Origin of the sequence: Enterobacter sp. 237C8 (genome assembly GCF_034106865.1) — a bacterium.
Classification (GTDB): Bacteria; Pseudomonadota; Gammaproteobacteria; order Enterobacterales; family Enterobacteriaceae; genus Enterobacter; species Enterobacter asburiae_B.
The window spans coordinates 179757-197313 of the sequence record NZ_JAWNDF010000001.1 but is presented as its reverse complement, the minus strand read 5'-3'; the positions used below and the strand labels follow the sequence as shown (position 1 = coordinate 197313).

General features: G+C 57.0%; 13 protein-coding genes, 1 pseudogene and 1 other annotated feature. Of the genes and pseudogenes, 4 read left to right on the top strand and 10 right to left on the bottom strand.

Annotation, left to right across the window (positions count from 1 at the left end):
- Positions 1–50: 50 nt before the first annotated feature.
- From hemH to USF70_RS00930, 8 genes are all read right to left on the bottom strand, one after another.
- Positions 51–1013, bottom strand: a complete 963-nt coding sequence (gene hemH, locus USF70_RS00965; protein WP_069303752.1) for a ferrochelatase — start codon at positions 1011–1013, stop codon at positions 51–53.
- A gap of 124 nt (positions 1014–1137) precedes the next feature.
- Positions 1138–1782 carry an adenylate kinase gene (gene adk / locus USF70_RS00960; RefSeq protein WP_006809841.1) on the bottom strand — a complete coding sequence of 215 codons (645 nt, stop codon included), beginning with the start codon at positions 1780–1782 and terminating at the stop codon, positions 1138–1140.
- A gap of 228 nt (positions 1783–2010) precedes the next feature.
- Positions 2011–3885: a molecular chaperone HtpG gene (gene htpG, locus USF70_RS00955; protein WP_320708984.1), complete on the bottom strand. Its 1875-nt coding sequence runs from the start codon at positions 3883–3885 to the stop codon at positions 2011–2013.
- A gap of 110 nt (positions 3886–3995) precedes the next feature.
- Positions 3996–4601, bottom strand: coding sequence for a recombination mediator RecR (gene recR, locus USF70_RS00950; protein ID WP_008499298.1), 606 nt, complete (start codon positions 4599–4601; stop codon positions 3996–3998).
- Entirely contained in the window at positions 4601–4933 is a 333-nt protein-coding gene (locus tag USF70_RS00945) for a YbaB/EbfC family nucleoid-associated protein (protein WP_003858972.1), read from the bottom strand. Before USF70_RS00945 ends, recR begins: the two co-directional genes overlap by 1 nt.
- Before the next feature lie 54 nt (positions 4934–4987).
- Entirely contained in the window at positions 4988–6916 is a 1929-nt protein-coding gene (gene dnaX / locus USF70_RS00940; protein WP_320735172.1) for a DNA polymerase III subunit gamma/tau, read from the bottom strand.
- Positions 5594–5658 (bottom strand) — a sequence feature (DnaX frameshifting element). (Overlaps the previous gene by 65 nt.)
- Positions 6917–7004: 88 nt before the next feature.
- Positions 7005–7556 carry an adenine phosphoribosyltransferase gene (apt, locus tag USF70_RS00935; protein ID WP_000127359.1) on the bottom strand — a complete coding sequence of 184 codons (552 nt, stop codon included), beginning with the start codon at positions 7554–7556 and terminating at the stop codon, positions 7005–7007.
- Positions 7557–7706: 150 nt separating this feature from the next.
- A complete protein-coding gene (locus USF70_RS00930) occupies positions 7707–8084 on the bottom strand; it encodes a DUF454 family protein (RefSeq protein ID WP_033144794.1) in 378 nt (125 codons plus the stop codon).
- A gap of 50 nt (positions 8085–8134) precedes the next feature.
- Between USF70_RS00930 and priC the strand changes: the two genes are divergently transcribed.
- Positions 8135–8662 (top strand): primosomal replication protein N'', encoded by a 528-nt coding sequence (gene priC / locus USF70_RS00925; protein WP_047061255.1) that lies wholly within the window; start codon positions 8135–8137, stop codon positions 8660–8662.
- A 14-nt stretch (positions 8663–8676) separates the two neighbouring features.
- Positions 8677–8875 (top strand): annotated as a pseudogene (gene rsmS / locus USF70_RS00920) (pleiotropic regulatory protein RsmS).
- 11 nt (positions 8876–8886) lie between these two features.
- Here rsmS and mscK read toward each other — a convergent pair.
- Both mscK and acrR read right to left on the bottom strand, forming a co-directional pair.
- Positions 8887–12234 carry a mechanosensitive channel MscK gene (gene mscK, locus USF70_RS00915; RefSeq protein WP_232938490.1) on the bottom strand — a complete coding sequence of 1116 codons (3348 nt, stop codon included), beginning with the start codon at positions 12232–12234 and terminating at the stop codon, positions 8887–8889.
- Positions 12235–12347: 113 nt separating this feature from the next.
- The gene (gene acrR / locus USF70_RS00910) at positions 12348–13001 is read right to left on the bottom strand and encodes a multidrug efflux transporter transcriptional repressor AcrR (RefSeq protein WP_033144791.1); all 654 of its coding nucleotides are present in this window, start codon (positions 12999–13001) and stop codon (positions 12348–12350) included.
- Positions 13002–13142: 141 nt separating this feature from the next.
- On the opposite strand from acrR, the gene acrA reads away from it, so the two are divergent.
- Together acrA and acrB are read left to right on the top strand one after the other, a co-directional pair.
- Positions 13143–14336 carry a multidrug efflux RND transporter periplasmic adaptor subunit AcrA gene (gene acrA / locus USF70_RS00905; protein WP_029741963.1) on the top strand — a complete coding sequence of 398 codons (1194 nt, stop codon included), beginning with the start codon at positions 13143–13145 and terminating at the stop codon, positions 14334–14336.
- Between the two features lie 22 nt (positions 14337–14358).
- Entirely contained in the window at positions 14359–17505 is a 3147-nt protein-coding gene (acrB, locus tag USF70_RS00900; RefSeq protein WP_063145542.1) for a multidrug efflux RND transporter permease subunit AcrB, read from the top strand.
- Positions 17506–17557 lie beyond the last annotated feature (52 nt).

Here is a 17557-nt window from a genome sequence, read left to right as displayed (position 1 = left end):
ACGAAGAATATGGGCCGGGAATGGTAGCACAAACCCGGCCCGGAGTGCGATCAGCGGCTGTTCGTTACCAGCGAGACCATCATGTCGATATGCTCAGGCGAGTCGTTAAGCGCCGGAATGTACTCGTACTTTTCGCCGCCAGCCTCAAGGAAAAATTCCCGGTTTTGCACCGCGATCTCCTCCAGCGTTTCCAGACAGTCAGCCGAGAAGCCCGGCGACATCACCTGAATGTGCTTCACGCCCTTCTCACCCAGCATTTTGAGGGTTTCATCGGTGTACGGCGTCAGCCACGGCTCGCGGCCGAAGCGCGACTGGAAGGTCATCATCACCTTATCCGGCGGCAGGCCAAGGGCAGAGACCAGCTCGCGCGTGGTATCGCGGCAGCGCTGTGGATAATCATCCCCTTCATTGGCGAAACGCTGTGGGATACCGTGATAGGAAAGGAGCAGCAGATCCGGCTCGCCGTGCTTTTCAAACGACGCGCGCGCGCTGTTGGCAAGCGCCTTGATGTAGAGATCGTTATCCGCGTAGTCGCGAATAAAGGTCACGCCCGGAATGCGGCGGCGGGTCGCCAGAATGCGGGCAAGCTCGTCCCAGACGGCGGCCACCGTCGAGCAGGAGTACTGCGGGTAGAGCGCCAGCACGACGATATGGTCCACGCCCTGCGCCAGCAGTGATTCCACCGCGCTTTGCAGGGACGGTTTTCCGTAGCTCATGCCGAGCGCGACGGGCATATCCGGCAGTCGGGCGGCCAGCGCTTTTTCCTGACGACGGCTGTATACCATCAGCGGCGAGCCCTCTTCCATCCAGACGGACTGATAGAGTTTGGCGACGCGCGGAGAACGAATCGGCAGAATGACGCCACGCAGCAGCGGCCACCACAGCAGTCTCGGGAAATCCACAACGCGCGTGTCGCTTAAAAATTGTCGCAGGTAGCGTTTTACCGCGTCTGATGTAGGTGCTTCTGGAGTGCCCAGATTGGCAAGCAGGATGCCGGTTTTCGCCTGACTCATTCACGCCTCTTAACCATTTGATAGGTTGTCAATTGTAGCGGAAATGCGTTTAAACGAAACCCATTGCTGTAATAGGTAAGATGAGAATATTTCTCACCCGGGAGCCCGGGTGAGAGGCGCGCGATTAGCCGAGGATTTTTTCCAGCTCTGCACGTACGTCAGCCACGGCTTTGGTGCCGTCAACTTTGGCGTATTTGGTGTTACCCGCCTGCGCTTCTTTGGTGTAGTAGCCGATCAGCGGCGCGGTCATCTGATGGTATTCCACCAGGCGTTTACGCACGGTCTCTTCCTGATCGTCTTTACGGGTGGTCAGCTCTTCGCCGGTCACGTCGTCTTTGCCTTCAACCTTAGGCGGGTTGAATTTGATGTGGTAAACGCGGCCAGAAGCAGCGTGTACGCGACGGCCAACGATACGGTCAACGATCAGCTCGTCCGGTACGTCGAACTCCAGAACGTAGTCCACGTTGATGCCCGCTTCTTTCATGGCGTCAGCCTGAGGAATGGTGCGTGGGAAGCCGTCCAGCAGGAAACCGTTACGGCAGTCTTCCTGCGCAATGCGCTCTTTGACCAGAGCAATAACCAGCTCGTCGGTCACCAGCTTGCCTGCGTCCATGATGTCTTTCGCTTGTTTACCCAGCTCGGAGCCAGATTTTACAGCGGCGCGCAGCATGTCACCGGTGGAGATTTGCGGAATACCGTATTTCTCCATGATGAACTGAGCCTGAGTTCCTTTACCCGCGCCCGGAGCGCCAAGCAGAATAATACGCATTGCGAAAATCCCCTCAAAAGTCGTTTCAATTTTTCAAAAGCGCTAAACAATACCACCAGAACGGGCATCGCTCAAGGAAGGCGGGAAGGCTGAAACGGTTAACGGGGGGAGATTATTTGCATTAGTGCGGTTGTTTCCCCTCACCCTAACCCTCTCCCCAAAGGGGAGAGGGAATTTGAACACCCTCTCCCCTTTGGGGAGAGGGCAGGGTGAGGGGCAGGTGTTTAATTACGCCAGCAGTAGCGCATTCACACGTTTAATGAACAGGTTAGGATCTTCCAGCGTGCCGCGCTCGGCCAGCAGGGACTGATCCAGCAGCAGTTCAACCCACTCGGCAAAGCGGGCGTCGTCCTGGGTATCCGCCGCGCGTTTCACCAGAGGATGATCCGGATTAAGCTCAAAGATATATTTCACTTCCGGCATCGCCTGGCCCGCCGCCGCGAACAGTTTCGCCATCTGGGTGCTCATTTCGTCCGCATCGGTGGTGACAATCGCCGGAGTATCGGTCAGACGGTGCGTGAAGCGCACCTCTTTCACGCGATCGCCCAGTAGGGTTTTCACGCGCTCAACGAACGGCTCCAGCGCCTTCTCGGCTTCTTTCGCGCTTTCGTCCACTTCATCCGCCAGCTTGTCGATGGACTCGTCGGCCTTGGCTACGGACTGGAACGCCTTACCGTCGAACTCGGTCAGGTAGTTCATCATCCACTCGTCGATGCGGTCAGAAAGCAGCAGCACTTCGATGCCTTTCTTACGCAGCAGCTCCAGGTGCGGGCTGCTCTTCGCCGCCGCGTAGCTGTCGGCGGTGATGTAGTAGATCTTCTCCTGCCCTTCTTTCATGCGGGAGACGTACTCTTCCAGCGACACGGTCTGCGCGGAGGAGTCGGTGTGCGTAGAGGCGAAGCGCAGCAGCCTGGCGATCGTTTCAACGTTCGCGGTGTCTTCTGCCGGGCCTTCTTTCAGCACCAGGCCAAACTGTTTCCAGAAGGTCTGATATTTTTCCGCATCGTCTTTCGCCAGTTTCTCCAGCATCTGCAGCGCACGTTTGGTCAGGGCGTTGCGCAGGTTACGGGTGACGGTGCTGTCCTGAAGGATCTCACGGGAGACGTTCAGCGGCAGATCGTTGGAATCGATCAGACCACGCACGAAGCGCAGGTAGTTCGGCATGAACTGCTCGGCGTCGTCCATGATGAACACGCGCTGCACGTACAGCTTCAGGCCGTGCTTGTGATCGCGGTTCCACATGTCCCACGGCGCCTGTGCCGGAATGTACAGCAGGCTGGTGTACTCCTGCTTACCTTCCACGCGGTTGTGGCTCCAGGTCAGCGGGTCGGTAAAGTCGTGGGCGATGTGCTTGTAGAACTCGTTATATTCGTCGTCTTTAATTTCAGACTTGTTGCGCGTCCACAGCGCCTGCGCCTTGTTGATCTTCTCCCAGGAAACCACGGTTTCACCGTCTTTCTCTTCCTGTTTTTCAATCTCTACCGGCAGGGCGATGTGATCGGAATATTTGCTGATGATGGAGCGCACGCGCCAGTCGTTCAGGAAATCATCTTCCCCTTCACGCAGGTGCAGGGTGATTTCGGTACCGCGATCCGCTTTGGTGATGTCATCAACGGTATATTCGCCTTCCCCTTTGGATTCCCACAGCACGCCGTTCTCGGCGCTGTCGCCTGCCGCACGGGTACGGACGGTAACTTTGTCGGCCACGATAAACGCCGAGTAGAAGCCCACGCCGAACTGGCCGATGAGCTGGCTGTCTTTCGCCTGGTCAGAGCCCATGGACTCAAGGAACGCTTTGGTGCCGGATTTGGCGATGGTGCCGAGGTGGTCGATCACCTCGTCGCGGTTCATCCCGATGCCGTTATCGGCGATGGTCAGGGTGCGGTTCTCTTTATTGAACGAGACGCGCACGCGCAGCTCGCCGTCACCTTCGTACAGGTCCGGGTTAGACAGCGCGCGGAAGCGCAGCTTGTCCGCCGCGTCCGAGGCGTTGGAAATCAGCTCACGCAGGAAAATTTCTTTGTTGGAATACAGGGAATGGATCATCAGGTGCAGAAGCTGTTTTACTTCTGACTGGAAACCACGGGTTTCTTGTCCTTTCATCTATGTCGACCTCAACAATGCCATTTAATGGGGTTTTAAAACGTTGAGTGAGAGATGGGGATAAGGGGGGAAATTTTCAAGCGGAGGCCGCGCGCGCAGCCTCCGTTTGGTCAGAAAATAATCTTGTGACGCCCGGCCAGAGAGTGCGACAGCGTGGTGCCGTCGACCATTTCCAGCTCGCCGCCCACCGGCACGCCGTGGGCGATGCGGCTGGCGTCAACGCCGTACTGCGAGCACAGTTCGGCGATGTAGTTGGCGGTTGCCTCCCCTTCCACCGTTGGGTTGGTGGCGAGGATCACCTCTTTGATGGTTTCGGACTCAAGACGCTGTTCAAGGCGGTCAAGACCGATATCATCCGGGCCAATACCGTCCAGCGGGGAGAGATGCCCCATCAGCACGAAGTAGCGGCCGGAAAACTGCCCGGTTTGTTCGATGGCGTAGATGTCCGCCGGACTCTCCACCACGCAAATCTGACCGTTTTCCTGACGACGCGGGTTCGTACAGATGTTACACACGTCCTGCTCGGTAAAGGTGCGGCAATCCGCACAGTGACCAATTTCTGACATGGCGCGGGTTAAAGCCTGCGCCAGGCGCATCCCGCCGCTGCGGTCGCGCTGCAATAGCGTAAACGCCATGCGCTGCGCCGACTTCGGGCCAACGCCCGGCAGGCAGCGCAGTGCTTCCATTAACTGCGTGAGCAGCGGACTGGTTTGCATCAGAATGGCATCTTGAAGCCAGGCGGCAGCTGCATACCGCTGGAAACAGAGGCCATTTTCTCTTTCTGAGTTTCGTCGATACGGCGAGCGGCATCGTTAAACGCGGCTGCAACCAGATCTTCCAGCATCTCTTTGTCGTCTTCGAGCAGGCTCGGGTCGATTTCCACGCGACGGCAGTTGTGCGCACCGTTGATGGTCACTTTGACCAGACCGGCACCGGATTCACCCGTGACTTCCAGCTGAGCGATCTCTTCCTGCATCTTCTGCATTTTTTCCTGCATCTGCTGAGCCTGCTTCATCAGGCCACCCAGACCGCCTTTTCCACCAAACATAGGCTTCTCTCTTCTTTCACGTTTAAGGATTACAACCGTAAGTCAGACTCACGATCAAATGGGGCGAATACTCTCTTCATCCAGATCGGCGTCGAAGAACCGGCGCAGGGTCTGAATGTTGTTATCCGCAATAATCGCCTCGCGCGCCTGCGCGAGCTTTTCTTCATAAATGGCCTGACGCCACTCGAGCGGCGTTTTCACTGCCGGATTATCATCTTCAATGATAGTCAATTCAACCGGCGCACCCTGTAATGCGGTGAGCGCCTCGGCCAGCGCCTTTTGCGCGCCAGGGGAATTGAGGTGCCGCTGGCCCGGACGCAGGTGCAAACGCACCTGATTGCCGTCCTGCTCTTTCCAGGCATTCAGCGCGACCTGCTCGACCAGCTTCGGCAGCTGGAGTTTGCTGACCTCGGCGGCCCAGGGGTCGCGCGCAATGGACTCTTCAGCAAGCTTCGCGGAAAGCTCCGGCGTTTTCTCATGCTCCAGCGCCTTTTTCAGCGCTTTCGGCGTGGCGACCTCTTCCTTCACCTCTTCGGTGATGGTGGTTGCCTTCCAGCGGTAAGCCTCTTCTTTCACCGGGGCTTTCTGCTCGAGCGCGGACGGTGCAGGACGCGACTGTACGCGCTCCGTTACCGAGGCCAGTCGTTCAAGCGCGGCGTTGTTCACCGGCCGCGCTCTTCCTGGCGCTGCCGGTTCACTCTTTTTTGGTTTGGTTACTCCCTGCGCACGCTGCAGCTGGCTGCGTGCGGCAAGCACCGAACTGGTGGCATCCGACAGCGGCACGTTTTGCGGCGGCGGCGGTGTCGGCTGCGGTGGCACCTGCTGCGGCGACATCACCGCCGTAGGGGCGACCGGCGCGAAAGACTGCCGCGGCGCTTCCGGCTCCGGCAATGGCATGCGCGGGTGGAACGCCAGCGCGCGCAGCAGCGTCATTTCAACGCCCATTCGTGGATCCGGCGCGAACGGTAACTCTTTGCGGCCAATCAGCAGCGTCTGGTAGTACAGCTGCACGTCGGCAGGCGGCACGGTGCGGGCAAGTTCACGCATCCGCTGTTCAATGGCGGCCATATCCGCTCCGATGGCGGACGGAGAAAGCTGCAGCATCGCCACGCGGTGCAGCAGGCTGAGCATCTCAACCAGCAGTCCTTCCCATTCGATACCGCGGGCAGCGGCCGCGTTCACCTGCGACATCACGCGTTCGCCGTTGGCGGCGATCATCGCCTCGATAAGCGACAGCGCCTGATCGTCATCCAGCGTGCCGAGCATGGTGCTGACCGCCTCGGTGGAGAGCTTGCCGTCACCGCTGGCAATCGCCTGGTCGGTCAGGCTGAGCGCATCACGCAGGCTGCCGTCCGCCGCCCGGGCCAGCAGCTGCAGGGCTCGCGGCTCGTGAACAATCTTCTCTTCATCAAGAATGTGCTCAAGCTGCGTGCGGATCTGCTCAACGTCCAGCGCCTTCAGGTGGAACTGCAGGCAGCGCGACAAAATCGTGACCGGCAGCTTTTGCGGATCGGTGGTCGCCAGCAGGAACTTCACGTGCGCGGGCGGCTCTTCCAGCGTTTTCAGCAGGGCGTTGAAGCTGTGGCGCGACAGCATGTGCACTTCATCGATCAGGTAGACCTTGAAGCGGCCGCGCGCCGGGGCGTACTGCACGTTATCGAGCAGATCGCGGGTATCTTCCACTTTGGTACGCGAGGCGGCGTCGATCTCGATCAGATCGACAAAACGCCCCTGCTCGATCTCCCGGCAGTTATCACATACGCCGCACGGCGTGGCGGTGATCCCGGTTTCGCAGTTGAGACCTTTTGCCAGCAAACGGGCAATAGAGGTCTTACCGACGCCGCGGGTGCCGGAGAAAAGATAGGCGTGATGGATGCGACCTAGCGACAAGCCGTTCGCCAGGGCCGTCAGCACATGTTCCTGACCGACAACGTCAGCAAAGGTTTGTGGTCGCCATTTACGGGCTAACACCTGATAACTCATGGGCAGGCTCTGCAACGCTGGAAGGTGAATTTATGGAGGGGAATGCTATCACAACCTCACCCATTGAGCGAGGTTGTGAAAACCGGGATTAATGACCCGGGAAAGGCACCAGGCTGTAGCTGGTGATGCCCTGTTTTTCCAGGCGCTGCTCACCGCCGAGATCGAACAGGTTGATGATGAATGCCGCGTCGGTCACTTCACCACCCAGACGACGGATCAATTTCACGGTCGCTTCAATGGTACCGCCGGTTGCCAGCAGATCGTCCACCACCAGCACTTTGTCGCCAGGCTTGATCGCATCAACGTGGATCTCCAGCTGATCGGTGCCGTACTCCAGCTCATAGCTCTCAGCAATGGTTTCACGCGGCAGTTTGCGCGGCTTACGCACCGGCACAAAACCCACGCCCATTGCCAGCGCAACCGGTGCGCCAAACAGGAAGCCACGGGCTTCGGTACCTACTACTTTGGTGATCCCGGCGTTTTTATAACGCTCGACCAGCAGTTCAATGCTGAGCGCGTACGCTTTCGGGTCTTCCAGCAAGCTGGTGACATCACGGAAAAGAATGCCAGGCTTTGGATAGTCCTGGATGCTTTTGATGCTGTTTTTCAGATATTCAAGCTGCTGTGCAGTTGCGGTCATCGGTTTTGCCTAAATGAAACAGTGTTACTCACAGCGCGCAACGAGTCGGCCAAGGCAACAATTGATTAACCTTTGACCAGGCGCACCTGTGCTCGAAAACGGTCGAATTTACTGGCTGCGCGTGATAATTGCAACAGCCATGATGAGGCTTCAGTGCTTTTGTTGCTTTTCATCAACCACGGGGATCCGCCACATGAAGAAAAGCAGGCAGGAGAGGATCGCCAGCAGCAGAATACGTACCCACATCATTTTCACCAGCCATAATGAAATAGCGAAGGTGATGAGGATCACCGCGATCGCGCGCGGCTTCGCGCCGGGCGGCATGGCCCGGTGTTTTTGCCAGTGCCGCAGATAGCCGCCAAACCACGAGCGATAGAGCAGCCAGTGGTGAAAACGCGGCGACGAGCGGGCGAAGCACCAGGCCGCAAGCAGGATAAACGGGGTGGTCGGCAGCAAGGGTAAAAACACGCCCAGCGTGCCAAGCACTACCGCGAGCCAGCCAATGATGATTAAAATAGTACGCTTCATAATGCGAATCGTTATCAAACTGAACGGCTACTTTACCACTGGAGAGCGCCTTGAAAACAGCACTGCTTCTTGAGAGGCTGCAAAATCAGCTTAGTGCTCTGCGGGAGCAGGCTACACCGCTGATGGGCCACGCCACGCTGAAACCGCGCTTTGACCGGCAGCTTTTTCGTACCCGCAGCACCGTCATTCAGGATTACCTGGCGGAAGCGCAGACGAACCTCGACGAGCTTCGCCATGCGGTTGAGAGTGAACAGCAGGAACAGGTGGCGTGGCTCGCAGAGCATCTCACAGAGCAGATCACCGCTCTGCATCGCGAAATCGCCGCCTGGCCGCTGCGCGCCTGGGACAGCGCCTCGCCGGGGCTCGGTAAATGGCAGCGCAAGCGGCTGGAGAACCAGGAGTTTGAGCGCCGGCTCTTTGAGATGAAGCGCGAGCGCGAGACGCGGCTAAACAACAGCGAGACGCTGGAAGAGCAGCAGCTATTGATGCGCGAGATTAGCGCGCTGGAAGGACGTATCGTCCGCTGCCGTCAGGCGCGGGACGAGATTGAGCGCGTCATTGAACGTTTGACCCGTTAACAGGAGCCACACCCATGTCACTGGAAAATGCACCCGATGAGGTCAAGCTGGCCGTCGATTTGATTATGCTTCTCGAGAATCATGAGATCCCCGCCGAGACGGTGCTTAAGGCGCTGGAGATTGTGCGGCGGGATTTTGAAGGAAAATTACCCTCACCCCAGCCCTCTCCCTGAGGGAGAGGGGGAAAATCGTTCCCTCGCCCCTGAGGGCTGAGAGAAAATAGATTAAGCAGGCGTAGGATCGTCACCCTTAATGTCGCGCTTCACTTCCGTATGCTCATCACCCTTCTCGTTGCGCAGGTGAACCTCAAGCTGGTTGAAGGCGATATTAATATCGTTTTCACGACACAGACGATCGATAGAGCGGTTGAGTTCATCCACCGTGTAGCTGCGGTCACGCAGCTCGCGCACGTATAAACGCAGCTCGTGATCCAGCGTGCTCGGCCCAAAGGTGGTGAAGAAGACCGCCGGCGCCGGATCGTGCATCACTTTCGGGTGTTCTGACGCCGCCTTGAGCAGTACCTCTTTCACCTTCTCCAGATCCGATCCGTAGGCTACGCCCAGGCGGATCACCACGCGCGTCACCGTATCGGAGAGCGACCAGTTGATCAGGCGCTCGGTCACGAACGCTTTGTTCGGGATGATCACCTCTTTGCGATCGAAGTCGGTGATGGTGGTGGCACGAATACGGATCTTGCTGACCGTACCGGAGAAGGTGCCGATGGTGACGGTATCACCGATTCGTACCGGACGTTCGAACAGGATGATCAGGCCGGACACGAAGTTACCGAAGATCTCCTGCAGGCCAAAACCCAGACCGACCGAGAGGGCGGCAGCCAGCCACTGCAGTTTATCCCACGAGACGCCAAGCGAGCCAAAGACCGTCATCGCCCCAACAATAATGATCACGTAGTTGAGGATCGTGGTAATGGCGTAGGACGCCCCCTGGCGGAGATTCAGACGTGACAGGAGCAGCACTTCAAGCAGGCCTGGCAGGTTGCGAATCAGCGCCCAGGCCACCACCGACGACACCAGCGCAAACAGCAGGCTGCCCATGGTCACGCTTTTCATGACCGCCGCGCCCGCTTCGGTACCGTTGTATTGCCAGAGGGTAATACTGTCGAGATAGGCGAAAACGGTAATAAGATCGGACCAGATAGCCCAGAACATCACCGCAAACAGGGCGATCATCACCAGCATGGTGATGCGCAGCGTCTGCTGGTTAACCTGCTCCAGGGCGATGGTCGGCTCTTCCTGAGGCTCCGCGCCTTCGGCCCCCTCTTTAACCTGATGCTGACGACGCGCGATAGCACGGCGATAGGCAATGCGGCGGGCCGCCACGCTCAGGCCGCGCAGCACGGTCTGATAGAGCAGGTTCCAGACGATCACCAGATAGACCGTTTCAATCCAGCGCCCGGACAGGCGCAGCGTGGTATAGAAGTAGCCCGTTGCCGTCAGCACCATTAGCGCCAGCGGAATGATCGCCAGCACCGTCACGGTGGCCAGGCGAATATTGTGGGACTCTTTATCACGCCAGCTGTCGCGACACATCGGCCACATCAGGATCGCAATCAGCAGCAGGTTCAGCAGGATAACCAGCTGGCCCAGCACGTCATCCATCAGGTGCAGCGGAGAAAGCTCAGAGACAACCGACCAGAAGTGCAGCGGCAGGAGCGCCAGGCTGATGCGCACAATCTGACGACGCCAGTGGCTGGTCAGCTGCGCTGGCATGTTGAAATGACGCACCGCCACGCCGTCTTTTTCCAGCACCTTCCAGCACACGCCAAACACCAGCCAGAACAGCGCCAGTTTTTTACTGAACGCCCACAGCAGGTCGCTGACGTTGAGCTGCATGGTGAGCAGAATCAGGCCCACGGCCAGAATAATCAGACACACCGGCAGGGCGCGGATGAGATCGATGAGAATCGCTTTTGGCGTATGGAGCTGGCTATCGTTGCGCAGCTGCCCCACTTCGGAGGCCAGCTTCGCCTGGTAGTTTCTCAGCCAGCCCAGACGCCAGCGGATCAGACCGGCAATCAGCAGCAGCGGTAATCCCGCCAGCAGGGCAATCGTCACCGCAGGCCAGGCTTTCTCCCAGTTTACGGTGATCTTCATGCTCTTAATCTGCGTTTTCAGCGTCTCCGGGAAGGATTTGACCCAGTCCCAGTCCATCGGCTTGTTGCTGTTCACCCAGAAAATCTGCTGGGTCAGTATCTCCTGCAGACTTTTCGAGACGCTCACCAGCTGCTGCTGGTTGATTTGCAGGTTAATGGCCATCATCAGCTGGTTGCCCAGCTGTTTGTTGAGCTGGTCCAGCAGCTCGCGACGCATATCGACGACCTGGAGCAGCGCGTCGTGCACTTCCGGGTTCACGTCGCTGGAATGCCCCTCTTCAATTTTGGCGACAAAGGCATCGCTCTGGAAAAGGGCATCACGCTGCTGGTTGACGTCAAACTGTTCCAGACGTAAATCCGCAATGCGGTTGGTCATGTCCTCCAGCTCATCGGCGGACGGGAGCGTCTGCTGCTGCTGGTAGAGAATACGCGACAGCAGGAGGCTGCCCTTCAGGACCGCAATCTGCTCTTTGATGTTGCGTTCAGCCTGCAGCGCGCGATCCAGCCAGTTCTTCACTTTGATATTTTGCTGAACCAGCGAGTTGCCGTTTTCCGTCGCCAGTATCAGGCGCTGGCTAAGCTGGTGGTTGGCCTCGAGCTCCTGTTTCACCAGCGGATTTGCCTGAATGCGGGCGGTTTCGTCAGGCGATACGGCCTCCTGGGCGGTTTTTTCCGTCAGGGTCAGGCGTTTGCTGTTGACCGCCTCCTGCAACAGCTGAAGCTGGTGTTCCAGGCGGTTAATATTCGCGGTGACGTAATCACGCTGTTTCTGAAGCGTGTCCTGCAGCACCGTATTCCCTTCCAGGCTTTTACGCTGCTGTTCGATTTGCGCATTGAGCAAGGTCTGCTGTACCAGCAGCAGGGTTTGCTGCGTCGGGCGCAGCGTGCCTTCGCCTACCGTCGTGCCGTTCAGACGGTTGCGGATCTGCTGCAGCTGCTGAGACGCGGCGTACATCGCGTTTTGCACGCGCTCGGGCTGGGTCTGCAGCGAGACAAGCTGGCTGTTATAGGTGGCGAGATCCGACTGCGCGGTTTGCAGGTCGTCAAGCAGCTGCGCGACGCGGGACTCCAGCTGGCGTAAAGAGAGCGTCGAGAGCGTCTTGCGCGTCTCGTCATCGTTATCCACATCGCTGAGGGCATTCAGCGCGTCGGTGGCCTTACGCATGTTTTCAGGCGCCTGCGCCACCTTCTGGCGAAGCTGGACGGTTTCCGCTTTGATGCGTTCAATTTTATCCAGCGTTTCCAGCGTTTCCGTCAGATCCTGCTGGACGAGTTTCTCCTGAGGGGAGAGATCTTTTTGTTTGTTCAGCGTGTCGAGCTGCGACTGAACATCGCTGCGCGAGGGAATATCATTGCTGTTATCGGCGCGGGCCCAGGTCAGCGGCGCCGTGGCGAAGAAAAACAGCATCGCAAAGAGCAATGCAAAAACAGGATGTTGCGAGCGATTGATGGGCAGCATAGTTGTGAATGATGTCAGAAGATGACCGAAAATAGTCCGGCGTGAAGAATATCACGCTCGCTGAAAGCAGAATAGCGCGAACGTTATCCTCTGAGATAAATCCTGGAAAGGGATCAGGCCGTTAGCGAAGGCGCGTCGCTGCGCAGCGTGGGGCAGAGCTGTAGCATTTCCAGTAAAATCGCCACGTAGCTGCGGGCTTCCTCTTTGAGGTCAAAGGATTGCGGCGAGAAAAGCCAGTTTTCCATCAGACCTGAAATGTAGCTGCGCATCAGGATTGCCGCCCGTCGGGTCAAGAGATTGGCCGGTAAGAGTTTTGCCTGCATACACAGGTTCAGATTCTGTTCAATACGATCATAGCTCTCCAGGCTAAGGCTGCGTTGCGCCTGCTGCACCACCGCCATCTCGCCCACGAACTCGCATTTATGAAAAATAATCTCCATCATTAATCTGCGACGTTCTTCAACTACCGTTGCTTCAAGGATATATACTAATATTTCTCTCAATACTGAGAGTGGATCGTCAGGGAATTTTGCCCGATACTCACTCTCGAGATCGCTAATGCTGGACTCTGAAAGCTCCCAGATTTCACTGAACAGATCTGACTTATCTTTAAAATGCCAGTAAATCGCTCCTCGCGTCACACCGGCAGCCTGAGCAATCTGCGCCAGCGAGGTGGATGAAACACCCTGCTGCGAGAACAAACGTATTGCCACATCCAGAATGTGTTGTCGGGTTTCCAGCGCTTGTTGTTTAGTTTTTCGTGCCATAGGTGGGTGAATTTACAGGAGTCAGATTTACATACATTTGTGAATGTATGTACCATAGCATGACGATAATATAAACGCAGCAATGGGTTTTTAGACTCAGGACCCTTGATCAATTTGAAATCGGACACTCGAGGTTTACATATGAACAAAAACAGAGGGTTAACGCCTCTGGCGGTCGTTCTGATGCTCTCAGGCAGCTTAGCGCTAACAGGATGTGACGACAAACCAGCTCAACAAGGAGCTCAGCAGGCGCCAGAAGTAGGCGTCGTGACGCTCAAATCTGAACCTCTACAAATCACCACCGAATTACCAGGCCGTACCAATGCTTACCGCATTGCGGAAGTGCGTCCTCAGGTCAGCGGCATTATCCTGAAGCGTAACTTCACCGAAGGTGGTGATGTGAAAGCCGGTGAGTCTCTGTATCAGATTGATCCAGCAACCTATCAGGCCTCTTATGAAAGTGCGAAAGGCGACCTGGCGAAAGCACAAGCCGCGGCCAAAATTGCTCAGCTGACGTTGAACCGCTACCAAAAGCTGCTCGGTACCAAGTACATCAGCCAACAGGATTACGATACCGCTCTGGCCGATGCACAGCAGGCTAACGCGGCCGTGGTGGCAGCCAAAGCGGCCGTCGAAACCGCGCGCATTAACCTGGCCTATACCAAAGTGACCTCCCCTATCAGCGGTCGTATTGGTAAATCTTCCGTCACGGAAGGGGCGCTGGTGCAGAACGGTCAGACCAATGCGCTGGCAACCGTGCAGCAGCTTGATCCGATCTACGTTGACGTGACGCAGTCCAGCAACGATTTCCTGCGCCTGAAACAGGAGCTGGCTAACGGCACCCTGAAACAGGAAAACGGCAAAGCCAAAGTGGAGCTGATTACCAATGACGGTATCAAGTTCCCGCAGGAAGGAACCCTGGAATTCTCTGACGTGACGGTCGACCAGACTACCGGTTCCATCACCTTACGTGCGATTTTCCCGAACCCTGACAAAAATCTGCTGCCAGGTATGTTCGTTCGCGCGCGTCTGGAAGAAGGAACGAATCCAACCGCACTTCTGGTTCCACAGCAGGGTGTGACCCGTACGCCACGCGGCGATGCGAGCGCGCTGGTTGTTGGGGCTGATGACAAAGTCGAAACGCGCAATATCACCGCCACCCAGGCGATTGGCGATAAATGGCTGGTGACGGAAGGTCTGAAAGATGGCGATCGCGTGATTGTTACTGGTTTGCAAAAAGTTCGTCCTGGCGCGCAGGTTAAAGCACAGGAAGTGAAATCTGACGATAAACAACAAGCTTCGGCCGCTGGCCAGTCAGAACAAACCAAGTCTTAACTTAAACAGGAGCCGTTAAGACATGCCTAATTTCTTTATCGATCGCCCCATATTTGCGTGGGTGATCGCCATAATCATCATGCTGGCCGGGGGACTTGCGATCCTGAAGCTGCCTGTCGCGCAATATCCAACGATTGCGCCACCGGCGGTGACAATTTCCGCAACCTACCCGGGGGCTGATGCGAAAACGGTGCAGGACACCGTCACCCAGGTTATCGAACAGAACATGAACGGTATCGATAACCTGATGTACATGTCCTCAAACAGTGACTCCACCGGTACGGTGCAGATCACCCTGACCTTCCAGTCAGGTACGGATGCTGACATTGCGCAGGTTCAGGTGCAGAACAAACTGCAGCTGGCAATGCCTTTGCTGCCGCAGGAAGTACAACAGCAGGGTGTGAGCGTCGAGAAATCGTCCAGTAGCTTCCTGATGGTTGTCGGCGTTATCAACACCAACGGCACCATGACGCAGGAGGATATTTCCGACTACGTGGGCGCCAACATGAAGGACGCTATTAGCCGTACTTCCGGTGTGGGTGACGTGCAGCTGTTCGGTTCCCAGTACGCGATGCGTATCTGGATGGATCCGAACAAGCTGAACAACTTCCAGCTGACGCCGGTTGACGTGATCAGCGCGATTAAAGCGCAGAACGCCCAGGTAGCGGCCGGTCAGTTAGGCGGTACGCCGCCGGTGAAAGGCCAGCAGCTTAACGCCTCGATCATCGCGCAGACCCGTCTGACCTCTGCCGATGAATTCAGCAAAATTCTGCTGAAGGTGAATCAGGACGGTTCGCAGGTTCGCCTGCGCGACGTGGCGAAAGTTGAGCTGGGCGGTGAGAACTACGACATCATCGCGAAGTTCAACGGTAAACCGGCTTCCGGTCTGGGTATCAAACTGGCGACCGGCGCTAACGCCCTGGACACCGCCACGGCGATCCGCGCAGAGCTGAAGAAGATGGAACCGTTCTTCCCGTCAGGTCTGAAAATCGTTTATCCGTACGACACCACGCCGTTCGTCAAAATCTCGATTCATGAAGTGGTTAAGACGCTGGTTGAGGCGATCATCCTGGTATTCCTGGTGATGTACCTGTTCCTGCAAAACTTCCGCGCGACGCTTATCCCAACGATTGCCGTGCCGGTGGTATTGCTCGGGACCTTTGCGATCCTGTCGATATTTGGCTACTCGATAAACACCCTGACGATGTTCGGGATGGTGCTCGCCATCGGCCTGCTGGTGGATGACGCCATCGTCGTGGTCGAGAACGTCGAGCGTGTGATGGCGGAGGAAGGTCTGCCGCCGAAGGAAGCGACCCGTAAATCAATGGGTCAAATCCAGGGCGCGCTGGTCGGTATCGCGATGGTGCTGTCTGCGGTATTTATCCCGATGGCCTTCTTCGGGGGCTCTACCGGTGCGATTTACCGCCAGTTCTCCATTACCATCGTTTCCGCGATGGCGCTGTCGGTGCTGGTGGCGTTGATCCTGACGCCTGCGCTGTGTGCCACCATGCTGAAGCCGATTCAGAAAGGCGGTCACGGCGAGCATAAAGGGTTCTTCGGCTGGTTTAACCGCATGTTCGATAAGAGCACGCACCACTACACCGACAGCGTGGGTAACATCCTGCGCAGCACCGGTCGTTACCTGCTGCTCTATATCATCATCGTGGTGGGCATGGCCTTCCTGTTCGTTCGTCTGCCAAGCTCGTTCCTGCCAGATGAAGACCAGGGCGTGTTCTTGACGATGGCACAGCTTCCAGCGGGTGCCTCGCAAGAGCGTACCCAGAAAGTGCTGGATGAAGTGACGGACTACTATCTCACCAAAGAGAAAGACAACGTTGAGTCCGTGTTTGCGGTTAACGGCTTTGGCTTTGCGGGTCGTGGTCAGAACACCGGTATTGCCTTCGTTTCTCTGAAAGACTGGTCTGAACGTCCGGGCGAAAAGAACAAGGTTGAAGCTATCACCGGTCGTGCAATGGGCACCTTCTCGCAGATTAAAGATGCGATGGTCTTCGCCTTTAACCTGCCAGCGATTGTTGAACTGGGTACGGCGACCGGCTTCGACTTCCAGCTGATTGACCAGGGCGGTCTGGGCCACGAAAAACTGACGCAGGCGCGTAACCAGCTGTTTGGTGAAGTCGCTAAACACCCTGACCTGCTGGTCGGCGTGCGTCCAAACGGCCTGGAAGATACGCCGCAGTACAAGATCGATATCGACCAGGAGAAAGCCCAGGCGCTGGGCGTATCCATCAGTGACATCAACACCACGCTGGGCGCAGCCTGGGGCGGTAGCTACGTTAACGACTTCATCGACCGCGGTCGTGTGAAGAAAGTGTACGTGATGTCCGAGGCGCAGTACCGTATGTTGCCAAACGATATCAACAATTGGTTCGTGCGCGGCAGCAATGGTCAGATGGTACCGTTCTCGGCGTTCTCAACCTCACGCTGGGAATACGGTTCTCCGCGTCTGGAACGCTATAACGGTCTGCCATCGATGGAGATCCTGGGTCAGGCTGCTCCGGGCCGAAGCACCGGTGAAGCCATGAACCTGATGGAAGAACTGGCAAGCAAACTGCCTGCGGGTATCGGCTACGACTGGACCGGTATGTCCTATCAGGAACGTCTGTCCGGTAACCAGGCCCCTGCCCTGTACGCCATTTCACTGATTGTGGTCTTCCTGTGTCTGGCGGCACTGTACGAGAGCTGGTCGATTCCGTTCTCCGTTATGCTGGTGGTTCCACTCGGGGTTATCGGTGCGCTGCTTGCGGCAACGTTCCGCGGACTGACCAACGACGTTTACTTCCAGGTAGGCCTGCTGACAACCATTGGCTTGTCGGCGAAGAACGCGATACTTATCGTTGAATTCGCCAAAGATCTGATGGAGAAAGAGGGCAAAGGCCTTATTGAGGCGACGCTTGAAGCGGTTCGTATGCGTCTGCGCCCAATCCTGATGACGTCGCTGGCGTTTATCCTCGGCGTCCTGCCGCTGGTTATCAGCTCCGGCGCAGGCTCCGGCGCGCAGAACGCGGTAGGTACAGGCGTAATGGGCGGTATGGTTACCGCGACCGTACTGGCTATCTTCTTCGTACCGGTGTTCTTCGTGGTGGTTCGCCGCCGCTTTAGCCGCAAGAATGAAGATGTTGAACACAGTCATTCGGTAGAACCTCACTGATACCGGTTCCACATGATAAAAAGGCCGCATTAGCGGCCTTTTTCATTTTCAG

What these genes read in the sequence shown, in the direction of transcription:
- hemH (WP_069303752.1), bottom strand. Translation starts at nt 1,013, where the DNA reads ATGAGTCAGGCGAAAACCGGCATCCTGCTTGCCAATCTGGGCACTCCA.
- adk (WP_006809841.1), bottom strand. Translation starts at nt 1,782, where the DNA reads ATGCGTATTATTCTGCTTGGCGCTCCGGGCGCGGGTAAAGGAACTCAG.
- htpG (WP_320708984.1), bottom strand. Translation starts at nt 3,885, where the DNA reads ATGAAAGGACAAGAAACCCGTGGTTTCCAGTCAGAAGTAAAACAGCTT.
- recR (WP_008499298.1), bottom strand. Translation starts at nt 4,601, where the DNA reads ATGCAAACCAGTCCGCTGCTCACGCAGTTAATGGAAGCACTGCGCTGC.
- USF70_RS00945 (WP_003858972.1), bottom strand. Translation starts at nt 4,933, where the DNA reads ATGTTTGGTGGAAAAGGCGGTCTGGGTGGCCTGATGAAGCAGGCTCAG.
- dnaX (WP_320735172.1), bottom strand. Translation starts at nt 6,916, where the DNA reads ATGAGTTATCAGGTGTTAGCCCGTAAATGGCGACCACAAACCTTTGCT.
- apt (WP_000127359.1), bottom strand. Translation starts at nt 7,556, where the DNA reads ATGACCGCAACTGCACAGCAGCTTGAATATCTGAAAAACAGCATCAAA.
- USF70_RS00930 (WP_033144794.1), bottom strand. Translation starts at nt 8,084, where the DNA reads ATGAAGCGTACTATTTTAATCATCATTGGCTGGCTCGCGGTAGTGCTT.
- mscK (WP_232938490.1), bottom strand. Translation starts at nt 12,234, where the DNA reads ATGCTGCCCATCAATCGCTCGCAACATCCTGTTTTTGCATTGCTCTTT.
- acrR (WP_033144791.1), bottom strand. Translation starts at nt 13,001, where the DNA reads ATGGCACGAAAAACTAAACAACAAGCGCTGGAAACCCGACAACACATT.
- acrA (WP_029741963.1), top strand. Translation starts at nt 13,143, where the DNA reads ATGAACAAAAACAGAGGGTTAACGCCTCTGGCGGTCGTTCTGATGCTC.
- acrB (WP_063145542.1), top strand. Translation starts at nt 14,359, where the DNA reads ATGCCTAATTTCTTTATCGATCGCCCCATATTTGCGTGGGTGATCGCC.